This window comes from Pirellula sp. SH-Sr6A (assembly GCF_001610875.1).
GTDB lineage: Bacteria > Planctomycetota > Planctomycetia > Pirellulales > Pirellulaceae > JBKCUI01.
In genome coordinates this window covers 5,282,441-5,300,713 of the sequence record NZ_CP011272.1, presented here as the reverse complement: position 1 = coordinate 5,300,713, position 18,273 = coordinate 5,282,441, and the positions used below count along the sequence as shown (strand labels likewise).

The following is an 18,273-nucleotide window of genomic DNA, read 5'->3' as shown; positions in this document are numbered from 1 at the left end:
TTCCACGCGTACTGAGAACCTTGCATGGCACTTCCATCTGGGCCCGCTCTAGATTCCGAATCCAATGCAGACGCTTTGCGAATCCCACGCTCGCAAGCCTCGACCTACTCTCGCTCCGCAGGAAAGTCGGAAGATCGATTATTGCAGAACATTGAGAACGCGGAGATTCTCCTCAGTGAAGCAGCAGGTCCGCAGCCGAGTTCTGCACCAATGTGTGTGGAAACGCCCCAGCTAACGGTGGTGATCCCAGCCTTTAACGAGCTGGCAACGCTCAGCGAGATCGTAGAGCGAGTCTGTCGTTTGCCGATCACCAAGCAAGTCATCGTGGTCGACGACGGGAGCCTCGACGGTACACAGCAGTTGATTCGCGACCTGGCCGATCGTTTCCCGATCGAACCGATCTTCCATTCGATCAACCAAGGCAAAGGTGCCGCCATCCAGACCGGCTTCGCAGCCGCGCGCGGCGAGATTGTGATTGTCCAAGACGCAGACTTGGAGTACGAGCCGGAACAAATCCTGCAAGTCATCGCTCCGATCCAGCGTGGGGAGGCGACTGTGGTATATGGATCGCGTTATCTTGCACCCGAAAACCATCACGACTCTTGGATCCATCGACTGGGCAATGGCATTCTGACAGGGCTAAGCAACTTGGCCAGCGGCCAGAAACTAACGGATATGGAGACGTGCTACAAAGCGTTTCGCAGAGAGTTGCTACAGTCGATTCATATCGAACAGCGCCGATTCGGATTCGAGCCCGAAATCACTGCCAAACTAGCTCGGCGCGGTATCGCAATCCGCGAGGTCCCCATTCGCTATCGTCCGCGATCCTGGGACGAAGGCAAGAAGATCGGTGTTCGCGATCTCTTCAATGCATTGTGGTGCATCATTCGTTACCGATTCGGTTAGCAAAAAAGCCATTCGTTACCAGCGCGAGAACAATCGCTTGCTGTTGGCCGCCGTGATATCTCGCAATTCAGACAGACCGAGTGACTTGGCATTCGCGAGCACCTTGGCCGTGTGTACCATCCAGCTGGGTTCGTTGGGACGCTTCGAACGGTTGGGTTCCGGACTCAGATAAGGTGAGTCCGTCTCGAGTAGCAACCGTTCGACTGGAATCTGCTTTGCTACTTCCCGTAGCTCCTGAGACTTCTTGTAAGTTAGCATGCCCGCGAAGCTGATGGAGAGCCCCATTTCCAAGCATTCCAGCGCTGTCGACAACGATCCGGCGAACGAGTGCATGACACCGTTCAAGGAGCCACGGGTAAATTCGGATTTCAACGCGGCGAGCATCTCTACCTCACACTCCCGCATGTGGATGATCACAGGCAATCCTGTACTTCGGCTCAACTCCCAATGGGCTTGAAAGTTTGCTTCCTGGGTCGCAAAGGGACAGTCGTCCCAGTACTTGTCGAGGCCCGTTTCGCCCAATGCGACGACTCGCGGTTCGGCAACCAGGGATTCAATACGTTCCCAGTCCCCCGGCTTCGCTTGGTGCGCATAGTTGGGATGGATTCCGACGCTGCACCGAATCATCGAATCGGACTTCGCAATCTCCAAGCAATCCTGGGAGGACTCGGCATCCACGGCTACGCATAATATGCCTTCCAATCCGCTCGTTCGAGCCCGCGTAAGAACCTCCTCAAGCTGCGATCGCAAGGTTGGCTCCGCAAGGTGCGCATGCGTATCAAACCATCCCATCTCTACCCAAGTCCGATCGTAAAAGAGACGAATGCATCAGACGAAAAAGAATCGAGTCAGATGGTAGAAGATAGGTGCCGAGAAGCAGAGCGTATCGATCCGATCCAGAACACCGGCGTGTCCGAGCACCAATGACCCGTAGTCGTGTACTCCCCGATCTCGCTTGATCGCACTCATCGTCATCCCACCAGCGAAGCCGAGCCACGCAACCACGATTGCCATCGAAGCGGCCTGCCAAGGTGTAAACGGAGTCACCCAAAAAAGGAGGGCACCGACGATACCGGTTGACAGTGAACCACCCATCAACCCTTCCCACGTCCGCGAACTGCTCACATCTTTCGCGATGATCCTATTCCCTTTGATCAGACTCCAAGTCCACTGGAACACATCGGAAATCTGCGAGATCAAGATAAAGAAGAAGAGCAACCCCGCATTGCTCCCGTGCCACGGCTCGCCATCGCTGGTCGAAAGCTTGAGATCGAGCAAGGCCGGAGCGAAAGACAAGCAATACACACAGATGAGCAATCCTGCTTGGATCTGGGCGGAACGCTCCAGAAATCTCTTGTGATCACCCGCCATCGCTATACGGGCCGGGATAAAAAGAGACGCGTACACAGGAATCATGATGCTATAGATATCGTACAAATCGATCGACTCTCCCGGTCGGATATCCCAGTGGGAGATCGCGATCAATACATATTGCAGCGGGGTGAAAACAACCAGACTCCAAAACAGCGCCCGATGGTCGCCCCGGCGAGTGGGGGTCATGGTGATGAATTCTCGAAATGCCCAAAACGAGACCAAACCGAACAAGATGATTGTCCCGATTCGGTGCATGAAGAGGCCTGCGATCAAGATGGCAAACATGAGCCACCACGCCCACAAACGGTGAACAAATCGCTGCACCAATGCAGGGTTGATAAGCGGGTTTGGGGTCCGCGTAAGGTAGTGAGCGACCGAGGATGCGATCCCTAACACGACCAACACCACCGTCGCCAACATAATGGTGGGAAAGTCGAACCACATCGCCTCGACCGGAGCTTTTCCGATTTCTTTCTCGGCAGGCGCAGGCTGCACGATGATTTCGCGTTGGACGGGTGTAGCGATCGGATCGGTGAGGGCGTCCGAGTCGGCACCAGTCGATTCCTCATTCACTTTCGCCGGATCGCGCGCAGGCTCGGGAGCCAATTCCTGGGTCGGTGCTGGCATCTCCGAGGGAGGAATCGAGCGATCGGCTTCTCCTTCGCTCTTCTGCGTTTCGTCCTGTGCGAAAACCAAGTTAAAAATTAGCATCTGCGTCTGTCGGTTTATGAATGCGATATCTCCGCTATATTATCAGGAAATCTCGCGATGCCGAGTCGTGAACGCAACTTTATACCCTTTAACAACTTACAGAGGATCCATGCGAATCCGCCTCGGAACTCGTCAAAGCCCGTTGGCCCTTTGGCAAGCCCATCATGTTGCCGGCCTTCTCGAGGCTCAAGGGCATGAAATCGACCTGATCAAAATCACAACCTCGGGAGATGTTTCTACCACTCCCCTCGGTTCATCTGGTGGGGTCGGCGTCTTCACGAAGGAGATCCAGCGCGCTCTTCTCGATAACCGATGCGATTTGGCCGTTCACAGCTTGAAGGATCTCCCGACCGCGCCCGTCCCGGGCTTGCGTCTGACCGCCGTCCCAATTCGAGAAGAGGTATCCGATTGCCTTCTTTCCACTCGCTTCACCACCCTCGAATCCTTGCCCGAGGGAGCGAAAGTCGGAACGGGCTCCCCGCGACGGCGGGCTCAATTGCAGCGTCTTCGCCCCGATCTAGAACTCTGCGAGATTCGAGGCAATGTGCACACGCGCATCCAAAAGATGGAGTCGGGCGAATTCGATGCAATTCTCCTGGCTTATGCGGGTCTACACCGATTGGGCATCGAGGATCGCATCTCGCAACGATTCACCGATGAAGAATTGCTACCCGCGGTTGGTCAGGCGGCATTGGGTCTAGAAACGCGCGATGAAGACTCGGAAATCACTCAGGTCGTGGAGTCGCTGCGACATACAGAAACCCATTTTGCGGTCCTAGTCGAGCGAACGCTTCTCCGAACCCTGGAAGCGGGCTGTCTTACACCACTGGCTGCATTAGCGACGATCGACGAAACCACTATTACACTCTCGGCACGGGTCTTTTCGGAAGACTTCACCGAGATGATCGAACAGCGATGGAAGTGGCCTCGCCCCGAGCAACTGGAGCTCCTTCATGCGATCCATCTGGGGGAACAATCGGCCGCGGATCTGATCGAACTGGGTGCGAGCGAGCTCATTCACCCAGACCGCTTCGAGTAAATCGCCTCAGGTTCCGCGACAGCAATAACGCGGCGAGCGTCACCGCTCGCGTGTTACCCTGCACACGGGTCGGCTAACACCTTACTCTGCAGCGGGAGTCGACTCTGCAGCGGGAGTCGACCAAGCAAGGAGTTGCTCCAAGCCCGCTCGCGCGCAGAAGTCGCCAAACGACTCCGACTCCAATCGCTCTTCTTTGAACTTCACAAAGAGAGGTCGCAGGGTTGTCACGAGTTGCTCGAGCGGAATCAGATCCTTGAAGATGAACCCAAGCCGCGTTCCAAGCCGCGTTCCACCCACGAAGACCGTGTATTTGCCCTTCGCCTTGCCGACAAACCCGATATCCGAGTTGTAGGGCCGAGCGCATCCGTTCGGGCAACCGGTCATACGCACCGTAAACAACTCTTTGTCCAGTCCCAGTTCCAGCAGGACCTTTTCCATTTCATCCATCACATCGGGCATGACCCGTTCGCTTTCGGTGATGGAAAGACCGCACGTCGGGAGGGCGACGCAAGCAATCGACCAGCGTCGAACGTTGGAAATCTCTTCCGAGAGCGGCAAGCCTCGCTTCTTGATCAGGCTCGCGAGACGCGACTTATCCTTTTCTTCGATGTTGCAGAAAATGATGCTCTGATGGGCAGTCAATCGAATCTCTGGCTGCAATTCGGTGCAGATGTCGCGCAGTGCAGCCTTCCAAGCTCGGTTTTCGTTGTCATACAACCGACCGTTCTCGACGTTGAATCCGTAGAACCAACGCCCATCACCTTGCTCATCCCAGCCGATGTGGTCATTGTGCTCGACAACGTCATCTTCGGTACAGTCCGCTAAAGGAGAGCCGTAGTACTCTTCCACCTTGGATCGGAACCATTCGACACCCTTGTCGTGAATGAGATACTTCAATCGGGCACGCTTGCGATCGTCGCGATATCCAAAGTCGCGTTGTACTTTCACAACCGCTTCGGCGATCGGCACAGCCTGCTCCTTGGTGACGAACGCCATGCGAGATGCGAGACGTGGGAAGGTCTTCTTCGCGCTCGGGGTAACTCCCAAACCACCACCCACTACCACGTTGTAGCCGATGATTTGCCTGTCGCGTACCACAGCGATGTAGCCCAAGCAGTTGGTGTAAACATCGACACAGTTATCGTCGGCCAGCGCAATTGCCGTTTTGAACTTTCGGGGCAAATAGACTTTGCCGTAAATCGGTTCGAACTCTTCGTCGCTCCCCCCTTCCAGCGTTTTGACACCGGTTTCCGGATCCTCCAGCCACAGCTCGTAATAAGCCTTGGTTCGAGGTGCCAGGTGCATCGCGATGTCATAAGCCAGCTGCTGAATCACGGGGCGAACATTGTCGCGATAGGGGGCGGGGCAGGCCATGACGTTGCGATTCACGTCGCCGCATGCCGAGAGCGTACTCAGGTGGATGTCGTTGATCCGTTTGATGCAGCCACGCAAATCGGATTTGAGGATCCCGTGCAACTGCAGACCTTGACGCGTCGTCACCTTGAGCGTCGTGTTGCCGATTTCATCGCACAAATCGAGGTGAGCTAGCAGTTGTTGGCTGGTCATAATCCCGGCCGGAATACGGCTGCGAACCATGAACGAGTAAGCCTTCTCGCTTTTCCCCGATTCGGTCGCAGCGCCGCGAGCTTCGCGGTCATCCTGTTGGTAGGTACCGTGAAATTTGAGTAGCTGCAAATCGTCTTTACCGAAGTGATCGGAGTCCTTTCCAAGCTCTTCGCCGATCGTGCCCCGAAGGTATCGGCTAGCGGATTTGATCCCTTCAACAGGGCTAAGCTTCTCGGTGGTCGTTTCGGCTTGGGACATCAGACTTTGCAAAATCAAACAGGGATTGCCGAGCTCGGGCCAAAACACAATTGTCTGGCGGGTGAGGGTGCTCGACGGGATACTATCTCAAAGAATATAACAGATGGTCGTTTGGGCGATATCCCGAATGACCCGTAATACCCCACCACCGTTAACGAAATCCCAGGTCTGCGGCATGACAGCACGCGTTCTCGATGGCAAAGCCATCGCGCTCCAAATACGGCACGAAGTCCAAGCAGAAGTAGCGAAGGTTATCGAGAGGACTGGAAAATCTCCATGCTTGGCCGCGGTCCTGGTCGGTGAGGATCCAGCCAGCCAAGTTTACGTCCGCAACAAGGAACTGGCGTGCCAGAAGGCGGGCATCAGTAGCCAGCTATTCCGGCTTGCTGCTGAGACGACTACCGAGGAGTTATTAGTCCTCGTCAATCGTTTGAACGAGGATCCATCGATTCATGGCATCTTGGTCCAACTCCCCTTGCCGAAGCAGATCGACGAACGGAAAGTTCTCGACGCCGTCTCACCCGCCAAGGACGTCGATGCTTTTGCACCCGAAAACGTAGGGCTCATGTCGCAGGGGCGCCCCCGCTTTCTCCCCTGCACCCCGCACGGGGTCATGCAGTTGCTTCACCGAGAGGGGATCGCGACCGAGGGTAAGGAAGTCGTCGTGATCGGACGTAGTGATATCGTCGGCAAACCACTTGTCTCGATGCTCCTCCAAAAGTCAGGACCGTGCGGGGAAAGCAATGCCAACGCCACGGTGACGTGCGTCCACAGCCGCACCCCGAACCTCCCCGAGATCGCGAGGCGAGCGGACATCCTTATCGTCGCTATTGGGAAAGCCCATTTTGTGACCGCCGACATGGTAAAGCCGGGAGCGGTCGTCATCGACGTCGGAATCAATCGATTGGGTGAAGGAATCGTGGGGGATGTCGACTATGCTGGTGTCCGGGAAATCGCTTCGGCCATCACTCCTGTTCCTGGAGGTGTCGGGCCCCTGACGATTGCCATGTTGCTGCGAAATACGCTCGAGGCATTCCGTGCCGCGAATCCCTAAAGAACTTGAACGACCCCCAATTCCCTCCCAACGGATATAGGACACACGATGACAGGATGGGCCATTGTTGGCTGTGGCATGATCGCTAAGTTTCATGCCAAAGCGATTGCGGATATGAAAGGCTCGCGCCTCGTCGCATGCCACAGCCGTTCTCCCGAAAAGGGGGCTGAATTCTCCAAAGCTTTTGGAGGCAAATCCTACACCGATCTAGCAGCCATGCTCGCCGACCCTGAAGTCGATGTGGTGACAATTTGCACTCCGAGCGGCGCTCACCTCGAACCGGGTATCGCGGCTGCCCGGGCCGGAAAACATGTCTTGGTGGAAAAGCCGCTCGAGATCACACCCGCTCGATGCGACAAGCTCATCGCGGCCTGCGAAAAGGAAGGCGTTCGGCTCGGAACCATTTTCCCATCCCGTTTCCACCGCTCCGCCCAACTGCTCAAACAAGCCGTCGATGCCGGGCGTTTCGGATCCATTGCCCTCGCTGCCGCGTATGTGAAGTGGTATCGAACCCAGCAGTATTACGATAGCGGCCAATGGCGAGGAACATGGAAACTCGATGGCGGCGGAGCGTTGATGAACCAAGCCATCCATAGCGTCGATTTGCTCCTCTGGCTCATGGGCCCCGTCAAGTCGCTTCACGCCATGACCGCCCTCCGCGCTCACGAACGCATTGAAGTCGAAGACGCCGCCGTCGCCTGCCTCGAATTTGCATCCGGCGCTCTCGGGTCGGTGGAAGCGACGACGGCAGCTTACCCCGGTTCGCTCAAGCGGGTGGAGATCGCCGGCTCCGCCGGCTACGCCACCCTCGAGGAAGAGGCGCTTATCAAATGGGATTTCGCGAAGAGCTTGAAGGTCGACGCGAAGGTCCAGGAAGAGATGAAATCGAATACCACCGGTGGCGGCGCTTCGGATCCCGCTGCTATCGGACACAAAGCTCACCAAGCCCTGTTCGAAGACTTCCTCAAATCTCTCAAAAAAGGGACCCCCAATTTGATCGATGGGGTCGAAGGGCGGAAGAGCGTCGAACTGATCCACGCGATCTACAAATCGGCTAAAACGTGCAAGAGAGTCACACTCGCGCGCAATTGACGCGGCGCCAATTTTGCGAAGCGTGTGGAGCACCACATCCCATGCGAAAACATGGGTTTCCGCTGACTGTTCGGTGAGGAAAACCGCACGCCCAAATGAACACAGGGAATTGGGTTTGAAGACAAATCTGTCCGATAATAAAAGCATACCCCTGTGGATCACTTCGGGGCAAATCGAACTTACAAACGCTGGGGGCAGCCAAGTAAATTCGTAGGAAGTCCACAGGGGTATTTTCGTTTCTCGATCGGCGGTTTGAAACTAGCGCTCGGTCATCAACCACTCCCAGTTCAGCCGTTTGAGCTCTACGTCTCCGTCACCTTCGTAGAGGCAAAGGATGGTTCCGTCGGCGAGCACGGCGAGATCGGAGTATGCGGAGGGGCCTGCAACAAGCAGCTTGGAATGGGGCCACGACTCTCCGTCGTCTTCGCTCCACTGGATCGTCAGCCTTTCTCGCTTCCCTCTTCCCGCGCCGATCTCTTCTCCCGAAGCATCGCGTGCGAGCGTTCGGGGAGCCGAATAGAGTATCACCCCGGGCTTGTGCATGTAGGTCGCGACGCTCGCCATGCAGATTGGCTCCCAAAGTTCTGGCTGAAACCGAGGCGTGCTCCAACGGCTCGCGCCATCCGGGCTCCTGGACACCAGTTTGCGGTTCGGTTTGGAAACGTTCCGATTCACCAGCAAGCAATCGCCAGCATGGCGTACCGCGATCGTTGTTTCATTCGGATTCCCAAACGCTCCTTGGTTGGGAAAGACCATGTTCCCAGCTTGCCAACTTTTCCCGTGATCATCGCTGTAAATGGTCGCGGCCGCGGACGGCGCGTGCGCTCCGTCCTTTCCATAGGCAAGCCAAATGGGAACGACAAGTCGACCTGAGGAGAGCTGGACCCCATGACCTGGGCCGGTGGCGATCACGGTCCAAGGATACGAGTTTCGAAACGGCTCGAATGTGGCTGTAATCTCGACCGGCTCACTCCAGGTCGCTCCGTCATCCAGACTGCGCATCGAAAAACATCTCGCATAGTTGATGCAATACAGCATTTCGACTGCCCCGGTCTCTCGATCGACGATCATCACGGGGTTGTTCACCGTTTGCTCTCGCTCTCCCCCAGAGGCTTTCCTCGGATTCCCCTCGATCCGTTTCCCGCGATGCGCAATGTTTTGCGATGGCAACCAAGTCCTACCGCCATCGACCGAACGGCGCAAATGGATTTCGATCTCTCCCCAGTCCGCTTTTGTATTGCGCCGCGCTTCTACATACGCCAACACCGTCCCGTTCGGAGTAACGACCATGCCTGGAATGCGATAGAGGGTCACGCCCTCCATGCCAGCCGGAAAGACCTTCACGGTCTCCAACAACGGCTCGGCGCCAAAGCCTTGGGACACGAGACAGGCGATGGTCCACAACGCAATCAGAGGGGAAATGAGGCGAGTCATGAAGAACTCCGAGAGGATGATCGAGGCGGGCTAACGTAGCTGGTATGATAGTCCATTCTTCCTGCATCGGCTTCCTCCCCTCCTACCTCCCCCAAAAGCCACTTCCGATTGTGTCCTCCCATACCCACCGAAACCATCGAACCTCCATGGAATGTTTTTTAGCGGGGTGCATCGTCTGGGGAATCTCGTTTGTGATCTTCCTCGCGCCGGCCGTCGCGCAGCAGCCCCCGCTCGACACAGCCCCAATCGATATCGCCCCAATCCTCCGGGAACACTGCATCGGCTGCCATGCGGGGAGCGATCCACAAGGTGGACTGGACTTGACCACGCGGGCCCATGCCGAAGCCGGCAGCGACTCTGGACCTGTCTTGGAGTCCGATTCCCCATTGCAGAGCCTTCTTTGGCAAGTCGTCGAACGCGATGAGATGCCACCCAAGAAGCCCTTGAACGCGGAAACGAAGCGATTGCTCAAGCAATGGCTTTCGGAGGGAGCCATCTGGCCCGACGTTCCAATCGATCCGATGGCTCTTTCGAACTCCTCGCGAGCGGGACTTGATTGGTGGTCTTTGCAACCACTCCGTTCCGTCGATTTTACGAACGAACAATTCGATGCACCGACAGGATTGGATTTCTGGATCGATCGGCAGTTGCGTGAAAAGAACCTGGAGAGATCCCCGGAATCGGATCGTCGTACGCTCCTCCGACGCCTTCATTTGGACCTGACGGGTCTCCCTCCTTCCCAAGAACTACTGGATCGATTTCTCGCCGACGAATCGCCGGACGCGTACGAGCGCGTTGTCGATGAACTGCTTGCTTCACCCCATTATGGTGAACGCTGGGGAAGGCATTGGCTCGACGTGGTGCGCTTCGGTGAAACGAATGGTTTTGAATACGATGAGCCGCGCGATCACTTTTGGCACTTTCGGAACTGGGTCATTCGATCGCTCAACCAGGACATGCCTTACGATGAATTCGTTCGATGGCAGCTCGCTGGAGATGCGCTCTTTTCAGACCCTGTCCAGGGAGCGGAAGCGACAGGTTTCTTGGTGGCCGGACCTCACAATACGACCTTACCGGCGGGAAACCCTCTCATGCGGCTCGCCATGCAACAGGATGAACTGGAGGAATTAGTCGGAGTGGTCGGCCAGACTTTTCTCGGGCTTACCGTCCAATGCGCAAGATGCCATGATCACAAATTCGACCCGATATCACAGCAGAATTACTACGAATTCGCCGCCACATTGAGTGGAGTTCGGCACGGTGAAAAGTCTCTGTCAGAGCCTCTTGAGCAAGAACTCGTACAGAAACAGGAGCAGATTCGAACTGCGATGGTTGCGATCGACTCGGAGATCCACTCCTTGCTGCAACAGACGGCTCGAACCTTGCTGCAAAAGGATGGACTAACCGAGGGAGCTCCTCACCCACTCCCCATTCCCCGAGTTGGCTGGTCCGCAACGGATCTTGAACTTGAAAAGGACTCGCCACTCAAGTGGACGCCCCACGGCAAGGTCACCAGGGGAGATGGCTTTGCAGCCTTCGATGGATCGGGCGGGTATCTGGCGAGCCCACCATTCGAGCTGCGAGGAGATTCCAAGACGCTGACCGCTTGGGTCCAACTTTCAGATCTATCCCAATCGGGCGGAGGCATCGTCTCTCTCCAAACGCTCAATGGATCGCAATTCGATGCCCTCGTGTTCGGCGAAAGATCTCCCCGAGAATGGATGGCCGGAAGCAACAACTTCGTTCGCACCCGCGCCGTTCAAGGTGAAAAAGAGGGATCCGCTCTAAACACTCCTGTGCACCTTGCGATCACCTACGCGCCCGATGGAACCATTCAAATCTATCGCAACGGCGCTCGCTACGGAATCGACTATCGCACTCCGGAAAAGCTCCCCACACAAGGAGTACCGTTGCAGCTTCTCGTCGGCTTGCGTCATACCCCACCCGGTGGAAATCGGTCGCTCCATGGGAAGGTATTCCAAGCCGCCTTGTTCGATCGCCTGCTTACTGAGGAAGAATTGAGATGGCTGGCATCAGATCCGAAGCGAGCGATTGCATCGACGGAACAAATGATCGCTGGCCAATCGATCGAAGTGAGAGAGCAGATCCAATCGCTCGAGGGACGACGCGCACAGCTTCAAAGCGAACTAGCGAAATTGGCGGATACGAAAAGGAGAGTTTTTTACACGCATACGGGTAACAGCGTGGAAACCAATCGAATCTTTTTTCGTGGCGAAGTCGCCAGCCCAGGACCTTTGGTGGAGCCGAACGGACTACACGCCGTGAAATGGCCTGGGAGCGATCCATCGTTTCGCGCTTCGAAAACGGAGGCGGACCGACGTGCGGCCGTGGCACGCTGGATCACCGACTCGCAGAATGGACTCTTCGCACGCGTCATGGTGAATCGAGTTTGGCACTATCACTTCGGAAGCGGATTGATACCCACCCCCAATGACTTCGGTTTCCAGGGAGGAGTTCCCAGCCATCCCGATCTTTTGGAACATCTCGCTCGCCAATTTAAGGAGGAGGGTTTCCGACTCAAGCCACTGCACCGTTCGATTGTCTTGTCGGCGACCTATCGTCAAAGCTCTAAGCTGCGAGAGAACGCGAAACAACTCGATACGGACAATAGATGGCTCTGGCGATTCTCCCCCAAACGGCTCGATGCCGAGGAAGTGCGCGATACCTTACTAGCGATCTCGCATCGTTTGAATCGCGAAGTGGGAGGGATTGGTTATCGGGATACGCAGCACGCGTTCGTCAAAGGCACGCATACGTATACAGCGATCAACGAATCCGAGATCCCCTTCCTACGTCGTACCGTCTATCGATTCTCAGCTCGGGGTGGACGCAATCCCCTGCTCGATACCTTTGATTGCCCTGACCCTTCCGTCGCGACTCCTAAGCGAGCCGAGACCACGACACCCTTGCAGTCGCTAGCACTTCTCAACAATCCCCTCCTTTTTTCCATTTCACAATCGATCGCCCATCCTCCCAACCTCTCGCCCGATACGCTCGATTCACCTGCTTCGGTGCAACGTGCGATCGATCGCGTCTATCGCAAAGTCCTTTTGCGTGATCCAGAACCGGAAGAGCGGGCAAACGCCTCCAACTTTGTGACGAAACATGGTCTGGTACCGTTGGTGCGAGTCCTTCTCAATAGCAATGAGTTTCTCTATGTCCGATGAACAAACCGCTGCACCAGAAACATCGATCCACACCACCCAAAGCGTGCTGGCACGGCGTCAACTCCTTTCGTTAGCATCGAACTCGCTCGCAGGAGTCGCTCTCGCATCGCTCGTCCATCGGGAGGCTTCCGCGGAGCCTCCGACACGTTCCCCCGGACGGACTCCTGCCGAAGCCAGCGGCACGCCGCATCATCCGCCCCGTGCCAAGCGAGTTATTCACATTTGTTGCTGCGGTGGTTACAGTCACATTGATTCCTTCGATTACAAACCCGAGCTAACTCGGTTTCACGGGAAGTCCCTGGCTACGGAAGACCGTCCCGTAACATTTTTTGATCAGATCGGGTTGATACGGAAGAACGATTGGGGATTTCGACAACGAGGAGAAAGCGGTCTGTGGATCTCGGACTTGTTCCCACGGTTGGCAGAGGTTGCCGATGAATTGACGGTCATTCGCTCGATGGTGGCGGAGTCTGCAAACCATACGCCTGCTACCTTTGAGGAGAACACTGGCTTTCGATTGAATGGCTTCCCGGTCATGGGAGCTTGGGCCTCCTACGGACTGGGAGCCGAGACGGATGAACTCCCATCGTACGTCGTATTACCCGATGAACGAGGATACCCTGCGGGTGGAGAAATCAATTGGTCCAATGGGTTTCTTCCCGCGCAGCATCAAGGCGTTACATTCCGAAGCAAAGGGACGGTGCTTCACGATCTGCATCCTCCAAAACATTCCATTGCACCGGAGTCGGACCTTGCATCCCGCGACTTGCTTCGCGACTTGAACGAAAGACTGCTCGACCAGACGGGACCGGAAGACGCACTCCTTGCGAGAATGAAGAGCTATGAGCTCGCGGCTAAGATGCAAGTCGCAGTCCCCGTCGTGACCGATTTGAATCGCGAGTCGGTCGCGACGTTGAGCATGTACGGAATCGGTTTCGAGGAAACCGATGGTATGGGGCGGCGTTGCCTCATGGCACGAAGACTGCTCGAGAATGGAGTTCGGTTTGTTCAGTTATTCTCGGGCGGGTCGTTTGGATCCCCTCGGATCAACTGGGATGGTCATGAGGACGTTCGAGAGAATCACACACGCGAAGCAAAGCGAATCGATCAACCCGTCGCAGCGTTGCTCCAGGACTTGCGTCAGCGAGGCATGCTCGACGATACGTTGGTGCTCTTTACCACCGAGTTTGGGCGAACACCTTTCACTCAGTCCAAATCCGATGTGGTGGGGGCGGGGAGGGACCACAACATGCTCGGATTCTCGGTCTGGATGGCCGGCGGGGGACTCAAGAGAGGAATTGCTTTTGGAGCAACCGACGAGATCGGTTGGAAAGCGGTGGAGAAGCCGGTGCATTGGTACGACTTCCATGCGACCGTCCTTCATTTGCTTGGAATCGATCACACGCGGTTGACCTATTACCACAATGGTATCCAACGCCGGCTAACAAACGTGCACGGAAATGTCCTCTCAGACATCTTGGCTTAATACGCTTCGCTCACCTGCGCGGGTTTCCTCGCGCGTTACCTGGTGGCAGTGCGAGCGCTCGGTTCTTGCATCAAGGGAAGGTTGGCATAGAAGGCGGCTTCGTCGACTCCATCACCATCGAAATCGCCGACGACGACGTTCTCTCCCTCTCCTTCGATCTCGAACACTTTGTCGGTCGCGTCCCACTCACCATTGCCGTTGCTGTCGACGATCAGATCGTTGCCGCGAACCACGGCGATTTCATCGAGTCCGTCGCCGTTGAAGTCACCCACGACGGCGATATCTCCCGGCTTGCCGAACTCGAAGAACGAATCGTGAGCTCGTTCGAATCGACCATCCCCGTTGACATCGAGCTTCCAAGATCCGTTATTAAAGACCCCCAGAGTCGCGATGCCATCGCCGTTGAAGTCGCCGGCGATCGGTTGATCGGTATCGCTTCCAAATCGGAAAACGTGATCGATCACATCCGATCGTGGTTCACCGTGCTTGCTTCGCTGCATCAAACGCTCAGCCCGAATGGGTTGATCGGTGGGCGGAATATTCTTAGGCTTCGAGATGCGTCGATTTTCAGGATCGGGTAGTCCGGGTTCGTAGAGCAACGCTTCATCATCCCCGTCCCATTCGGGTCCGTAGATACCGATATCGTCCTTGCCGTCGCCGTCCCAATCGCCAACGACCGGTAAATCACCTTTCTTGCCCAAGCTCGCCCACAAATCGCCGTTATCCCAGACTCCGTTGCCATTGATGTCGAGCAGCCACTCGCCATCTTTGAACAATGCGAGCTCATCCTTTCCATCACCGTTGAAGTCCCCCGCAAGCTGCTTGGCACCAACTACATCGAATGCATCGCGTGTCGTTCGGTTCGGTTGATTGGCTCGTGTGGAAACGATGGTCCATCGACCTTGATCCATCGTATCTATGGTCCAAAGTTCCGGATTCAACACGACAGCGTTGTCCAATACCTTTTGCCGGCTGACAGTCTTGCTCTGTTGGTGACCGCGGGGTTCTCCCGCATTGATCACGCTCAAATGCCATGAGTATTCCATGACATATCCGCCGATCGGATAATCGGGTTGACCATAGACGACCGGTGGCATAACCAGCACATATTCGAACGGAAGCGAAACAGGTCCGTTGACAGGGGGTGGCTCCACATTGGGACGAGGCGTCTCAGGTGGCGGTGCAGGGGGATCGGGAGGATCTTCCGGTGGAAGCATCGTCACGATGATTTCACTGAAGTTGTTCTCGATCGCCTGATCCCCGGCATTGAGATTGATCATCAAAATCGCGTCGAAACGCGGATTGGTTCCCGTGTCGAGAGCAAGCTGTTCAAAGAGGGTTTGCTGCGAGGGATCGAGGCTATCATCTACGTTGATCGCGAAGCTACCGAAACTTGATCCTGCGGTATCACGGCCATCGAAGTAGCCTTCCGGTTGCATTTGATACACGTGGTAAGCGCCGGGCCTCAAGCCACGGAACTCGTAGTAGCCATTCTCGTCTGTTACGACACGAAGCACTTCTCCGTCGTAGATTCCAGGAAGAGCATTGCTCGACGAGATGCGTTCTCCCGTGCGCGTTCGCAACTCCAAGATCACCCCAGCGAGAGGTTTGTCGTTTGCATCTCGAAGCCCATCTCGGATCCCTAGTAGAGAAGCTGGTGGGAGACCATCGGGTGTCTGCAACGCATCGCCGTCTTGGAAGACGTATCCTGCGATCGCTGCCGGAGGAACTTCACAAAAATCCAATTCGGATTGCGTCTGCCCTGATACCAACCGGATCTCGCGAATCAGATCGGGCTGGTCGGTTAGTGCAACACCAGGAGGAGCCGTTTGTCCTCCCTGAAAATATCCTTCTGGTTGCGTTTCTCGTACCGTGTAAATACCAGGACGAAGCCCCTCGAATCGATAGTTACCCTGCGAATCGGTGAAGGTAGTTGCAATGACAACCCCGTCCTTGTTGAGCAGTTCGATCTTCACGCTTGGCAACGGCTGCTCGCCAGGATCTCGGACGCAATCCTCATCCAAATCCACGTATACATTCCCCTGCAATGCCGCTGGGCGAAACTCGCAGAAGTTGTAATTGATGCCTTCGACACCTTGCGGAACATTGATAGACCGGATGAAGTCTTGAATCGAGCCATCTCCGCCGAGCGAACCGGGCTTGGTCCCCCCCTGGGAATATCCCGCGGGCTGCGTTTCGCGAATTGCATAAACGCCGGGCGGGAGATTGTTGAATTCGTAGCGTCCCTCGGAATTCGTGTAGGTCGTTTCAAGTACGGTGCCGTCCCCATCGACGAGCTCGATCTTGACCCCCGCAATCGGCGGCTCACCGGGATCGCGCACACAATCACCGTCCATGTCTTCATAGACATAACCGCTCAAGCTGCTTGGCAGAAGCTCCCCGAAATCATAATCGATCCCGTTGGCACCCGATGTCAACACGATAGAACGGATGGTATCCGATCCGTCCAACGTTCCAACGACTTGTCCTGCGATGGTTCCCACTCGATCCTTGCCGTCGAGATAGCCATCCGGTGTGATTTCAACAATGGTGTAGGTACCGGGCGGTAGATTATTAAACTGGTATCGACCTTGGTTATCGGTCCGAGTCTCGAACGATCCGTTGGTACCAGACAACCGAACGATAACATTTCCGATCGCCGTCTCGCCTACTTGTCGAATCCCGTCGTTATTCGCATCGTGATAAACCGTTCCCGATATTTGCGCAGGGACTAGCTCGCCAAAGTTGTATTCGGTCCCGGACTCGTTCCCTTGAAGCACGATATCCGTGATCTGTTCATTGGTCGTCACGATTCCGCGCGTCTGACTGTTCACTCGCCCTGCGGTATCCTTGCCGTCCATATAGCCTGCAGGTTGCTCCCGCTGGATGACGCGGTAGCGACCGGGTGGCAGTCCTTCAAATCGGTAGGATCCATCGGCGCCCGTTCGGATGGTGCGAGAAACTGTCCCATAGGAGCTTTCCAAGGAAACGATCTGAATCTCGATATTCGCAATCCCGGCCTCACCGGTTCCGCGGATCCCATCGTTGTTTCGGTCGTGGTAAACGAAGCCGCTGATGGATACCGGCTGGGCTTCGGCAAAGTTGAGTTCTGTACCTCGCGAATCGCCTAACGGAATGCTGATGGTTGTGAGAACGTCTCGGTCGTTCGCGACGGTTTGGCCGAGAGAGCCCGCGCCATTCAGCCGACCGGGCGTTGCACCGACACTGAAGTAACCGTTCGGCTGCGTTTCACGGATTTGGTAGGTGCCCGGCATCAATCCCAGCTGTGTACCAAACTCGTAGCGACCATTGGCGTCGGTGGTTGTAGTGAAACCAGTCGAAACATACGCCCCGTTTTCCAAACGAAAAAGTTCCAGACGGACGTTCTCGATCCCTTGCTCCCCGGTCTCTTGAACAAGGTTCAGGTTATTGTCGACGTAAACCGTTCCCCCGAGCGAAATCGGCTTGGGCTTTTGAACGATGCTTGTCGCCGTTCCAGCCGTTCGATCTCGAAATCCACCTTCGTTGTCAGCCGGCAAATTCAATCCGGACGGGCCGACTACGTTGTCGTATTCGCTGTAGTAAATAGTGGAGGCTACGGCGTCCTCAAACGACGGTGCGTTGAAGTAGGCGGTCAGTTTGGAACGTGCGAACTCAGCACCGGAACTAACGGGATCCACATTGTTATTGAAATCCTGAATCGTTCCGCCTGGCGTAAAGAATTGCACTTCGTCCACATCGATGGAGAAGAGGAGGCGGTCGCCCGCTCGAAAGTTATCGAAAGTGAGAGTTAGGAGCATGCCGCCATCGCTTACTTCCGCATGCACATTCGTATTCGAAAACTTCCCGTCTTCCCCAACGACTTGGAAGGGAAACGCCAGGTCCGCACCACGGCCTCCGACTGCGAGATCGAAGAAATTATCTCCCTGCGAGAACCCCGGGATGCCTTGATCCAGGTCGATGACAAGCTTCGTAAGTTTGGTCCCGGCAGCCCCCCCCTTAAACTGGATGTAGAAGGAATCGCCGTGCAAGTCGCTCCCGCCATCCTCCTCGACGTAGACCCCTCCGACCCAAATCGGATCGACATTGAAAAGCTGCCTCGACTCGAGCAACTCGATGACCGAGCGACGTGTTCTGCTTTCTCGCGACTTCATAGGTTGGGTAG

At 55.8% G+C, this 18,273-nt stretch carries 11 protein-coding genes; 6 read left to right on the top strand and 5 right to left on the bottom strand.

Going from position 1 to position 18,273, the window contains the following annotated elements; all coding sequences use genetic code 11:
* Nucleotides 1-24: 24 nt before the first annotated feature.
* Nucleotides 25-906, top strand: a complete 882-nt coding sequence (locus VN12_RS20645; protein ID WP_205855103.1) for a glycosyltransferase family 2 protein — start codon at nucleotides 25-27, stop codon at nucleotides 904-906.
* 15 nt (nucleotides 907-921) lie between these two features.
* Here VN12_RS20645 and VN12_RS20640 read toward each other — a convergent pair whose 3' ends face one another.
* Together VN12_RS20640 and VN12_RS20635 are read right to left on the bottom strand one after the other, a co-directional pair.
* Nucleotides 922-1,698, bottom strand: a complete 777-nt coding sequence (locus tag VN12_RS20640) for a TatD family hydrolase (RefSeq protein WP_146678574.1) — start codon at nucleotides 1,696-1,698, stop codon at nucleotides 922-924.
* A gap of 36 nt (nucleotides 1,699-1,734) precedes the next feature.
* On the bottom strand, nucleotides 1,735-2,991 hold the full coding sequence (locus VN12_RS20635) for a phosphatidate cytidylyltransferase (RefSeq protein ID WP_240491209.1): 1,257 nt from the start codon (nucleotides 2,989-2,991) through the stop codon (nucleotides 1,735-1,737).
* A gap of 109 nt (nucleotides 2,992-3,100) precedes the next feature.
* Between VN12_RS20635 and hemC the strand changes: the two genes are divergently transcribed.
* The gene (gene hemC, locus VN12_RS20630; protein WP_168164536.1) at nucleotides 3,101-4,030 is read left to right on the top strand and encodes a hydroxymethylbilane synthase; all 930 of its coding nucleotides are present in this window, start codon (nucleotides 3,101-3,103) and stop codon (nucleotides 4,028-4,030) included.
* A gap of 81 nt (nucleotides 4,031-4,111) precedes the next feature.
* Here hemC and VN12_RS20625 read toward each other — a convergent pair whose 3' ends face one another.
* The gene (locus VN12_RS20625) at nucleotides 4,112-5,854 is read right to left on the bottom strand and encodes an NADPH-dependent assimilatory sulfite reductase hemoprotein subunit (protein WP_146678571.1); all 1,743 of its coding nucleotides are present in this window, start codon (nucleotides 5,852-5,854) and stop codon (nucleotides 4,112-4,114) included.
* Between the two features lie 175 nt (nucleotides 5,855-6,029).
* Here VN12_RS20625 and folD point away from each other — a divergent pair, with 175 nt between their 5' ends.
* Together folD and VN12_RS20615 are read left to right on the top strand one after the other, a co-directional pair.
* Nucleotides 6,030-6,908, top strand: a complete 879-nt coding sequence (gene folD / locus VN12_RS20620; protein ID WP_146678570.1) for a bifunctional methylenetetrahydrofolate dehydrogenase/methenyltetrahydrofolate cyclohydrolase FolD — start codon at nucleotides 6,030-6,032, stop codon at nucleotides 6,906-6,908.
* Between the two features lie 48 nt (nucleotides 6,909-6,956).
* Nucleotides 6,957-8,000 carry a Gfo/Idh/MocA family protein gene (locus VN12_RS20615; protein WP_205855102.1) on the top strand — a complete coding sequence of 348 codons (1,044 nt, stop codon included), beginning with the start codon at nucleotides 6,957-6,959 and terminating at the stop codon, nucleotides 7,998-8,000.
* A 258-nt stretch (nucleotides 8,001-8,258) separates the two neighbouring features.
* On the opposite strand, the gene VN12_RS20610 is transcribed toward VN12_RS20615, so the two are convergent.
* On the bottom strand, nucleotides 8,259-9,434 hold the full coding sequence (locus VN12_RS20610; protein WP_146678568.1) for a sialidase family protein: 1,176 nt from the start codon (nucleotides 9,432-9,434) through the stop codon (nucleotides 8,259-8,261).
* 146 nt (nucleotides 9,435-9,580) lie between these two features.
* Here VN12_RS20610 and VN12_RS20605 point away from each other — a divergent pair, with 146 nt between their 5' ends.
* Nucleotides 9,581-12,622, top strand: a complete 3,042-nt coding sequence (locus tag VN12_RS20605) for a DUF1553 domain-containing protein (RefSeq protein ID WP_168164535.1) — start codon at nucleotides 9,581-9,583, stop codon at nucleotides 12,620-12,622.
* Complete coding sequence (locus tag VN12_RS20600; RefSeq protein WP_146678566.1) at nucleotides 12,612-14,108, top strand: DUF1501 domain-containing protein; 1,497 nt, start codon at nucleotides 12,612-12,614, stop codon at nucleotides 14,106-14,108. The genes VN12_RS20605 and VN12_RS20600 overlap by 11 nt, the downstream gene beginning before the upstream one ends.
* A 35-nt stretch (nucleotides 14,109-14,143) precedes the next feature.
* On the opposite strand, the gene VN12_RS20595 is transcribed toward VN12_RS20600, so the two are convergent.
* A complete protein-coding gene (locus tag VN12_RS20595; RefSeq protein WP_168164534.1) occupies nucleotides 14,144-18,262 on the bottom strand; it encodes an SdrD B-like domain-containing protein in 4,119 nt (1,372 codons plus the stop codon).
* Nucleotides 18,263-18,273: the final 11 nt, after the last annotated feature.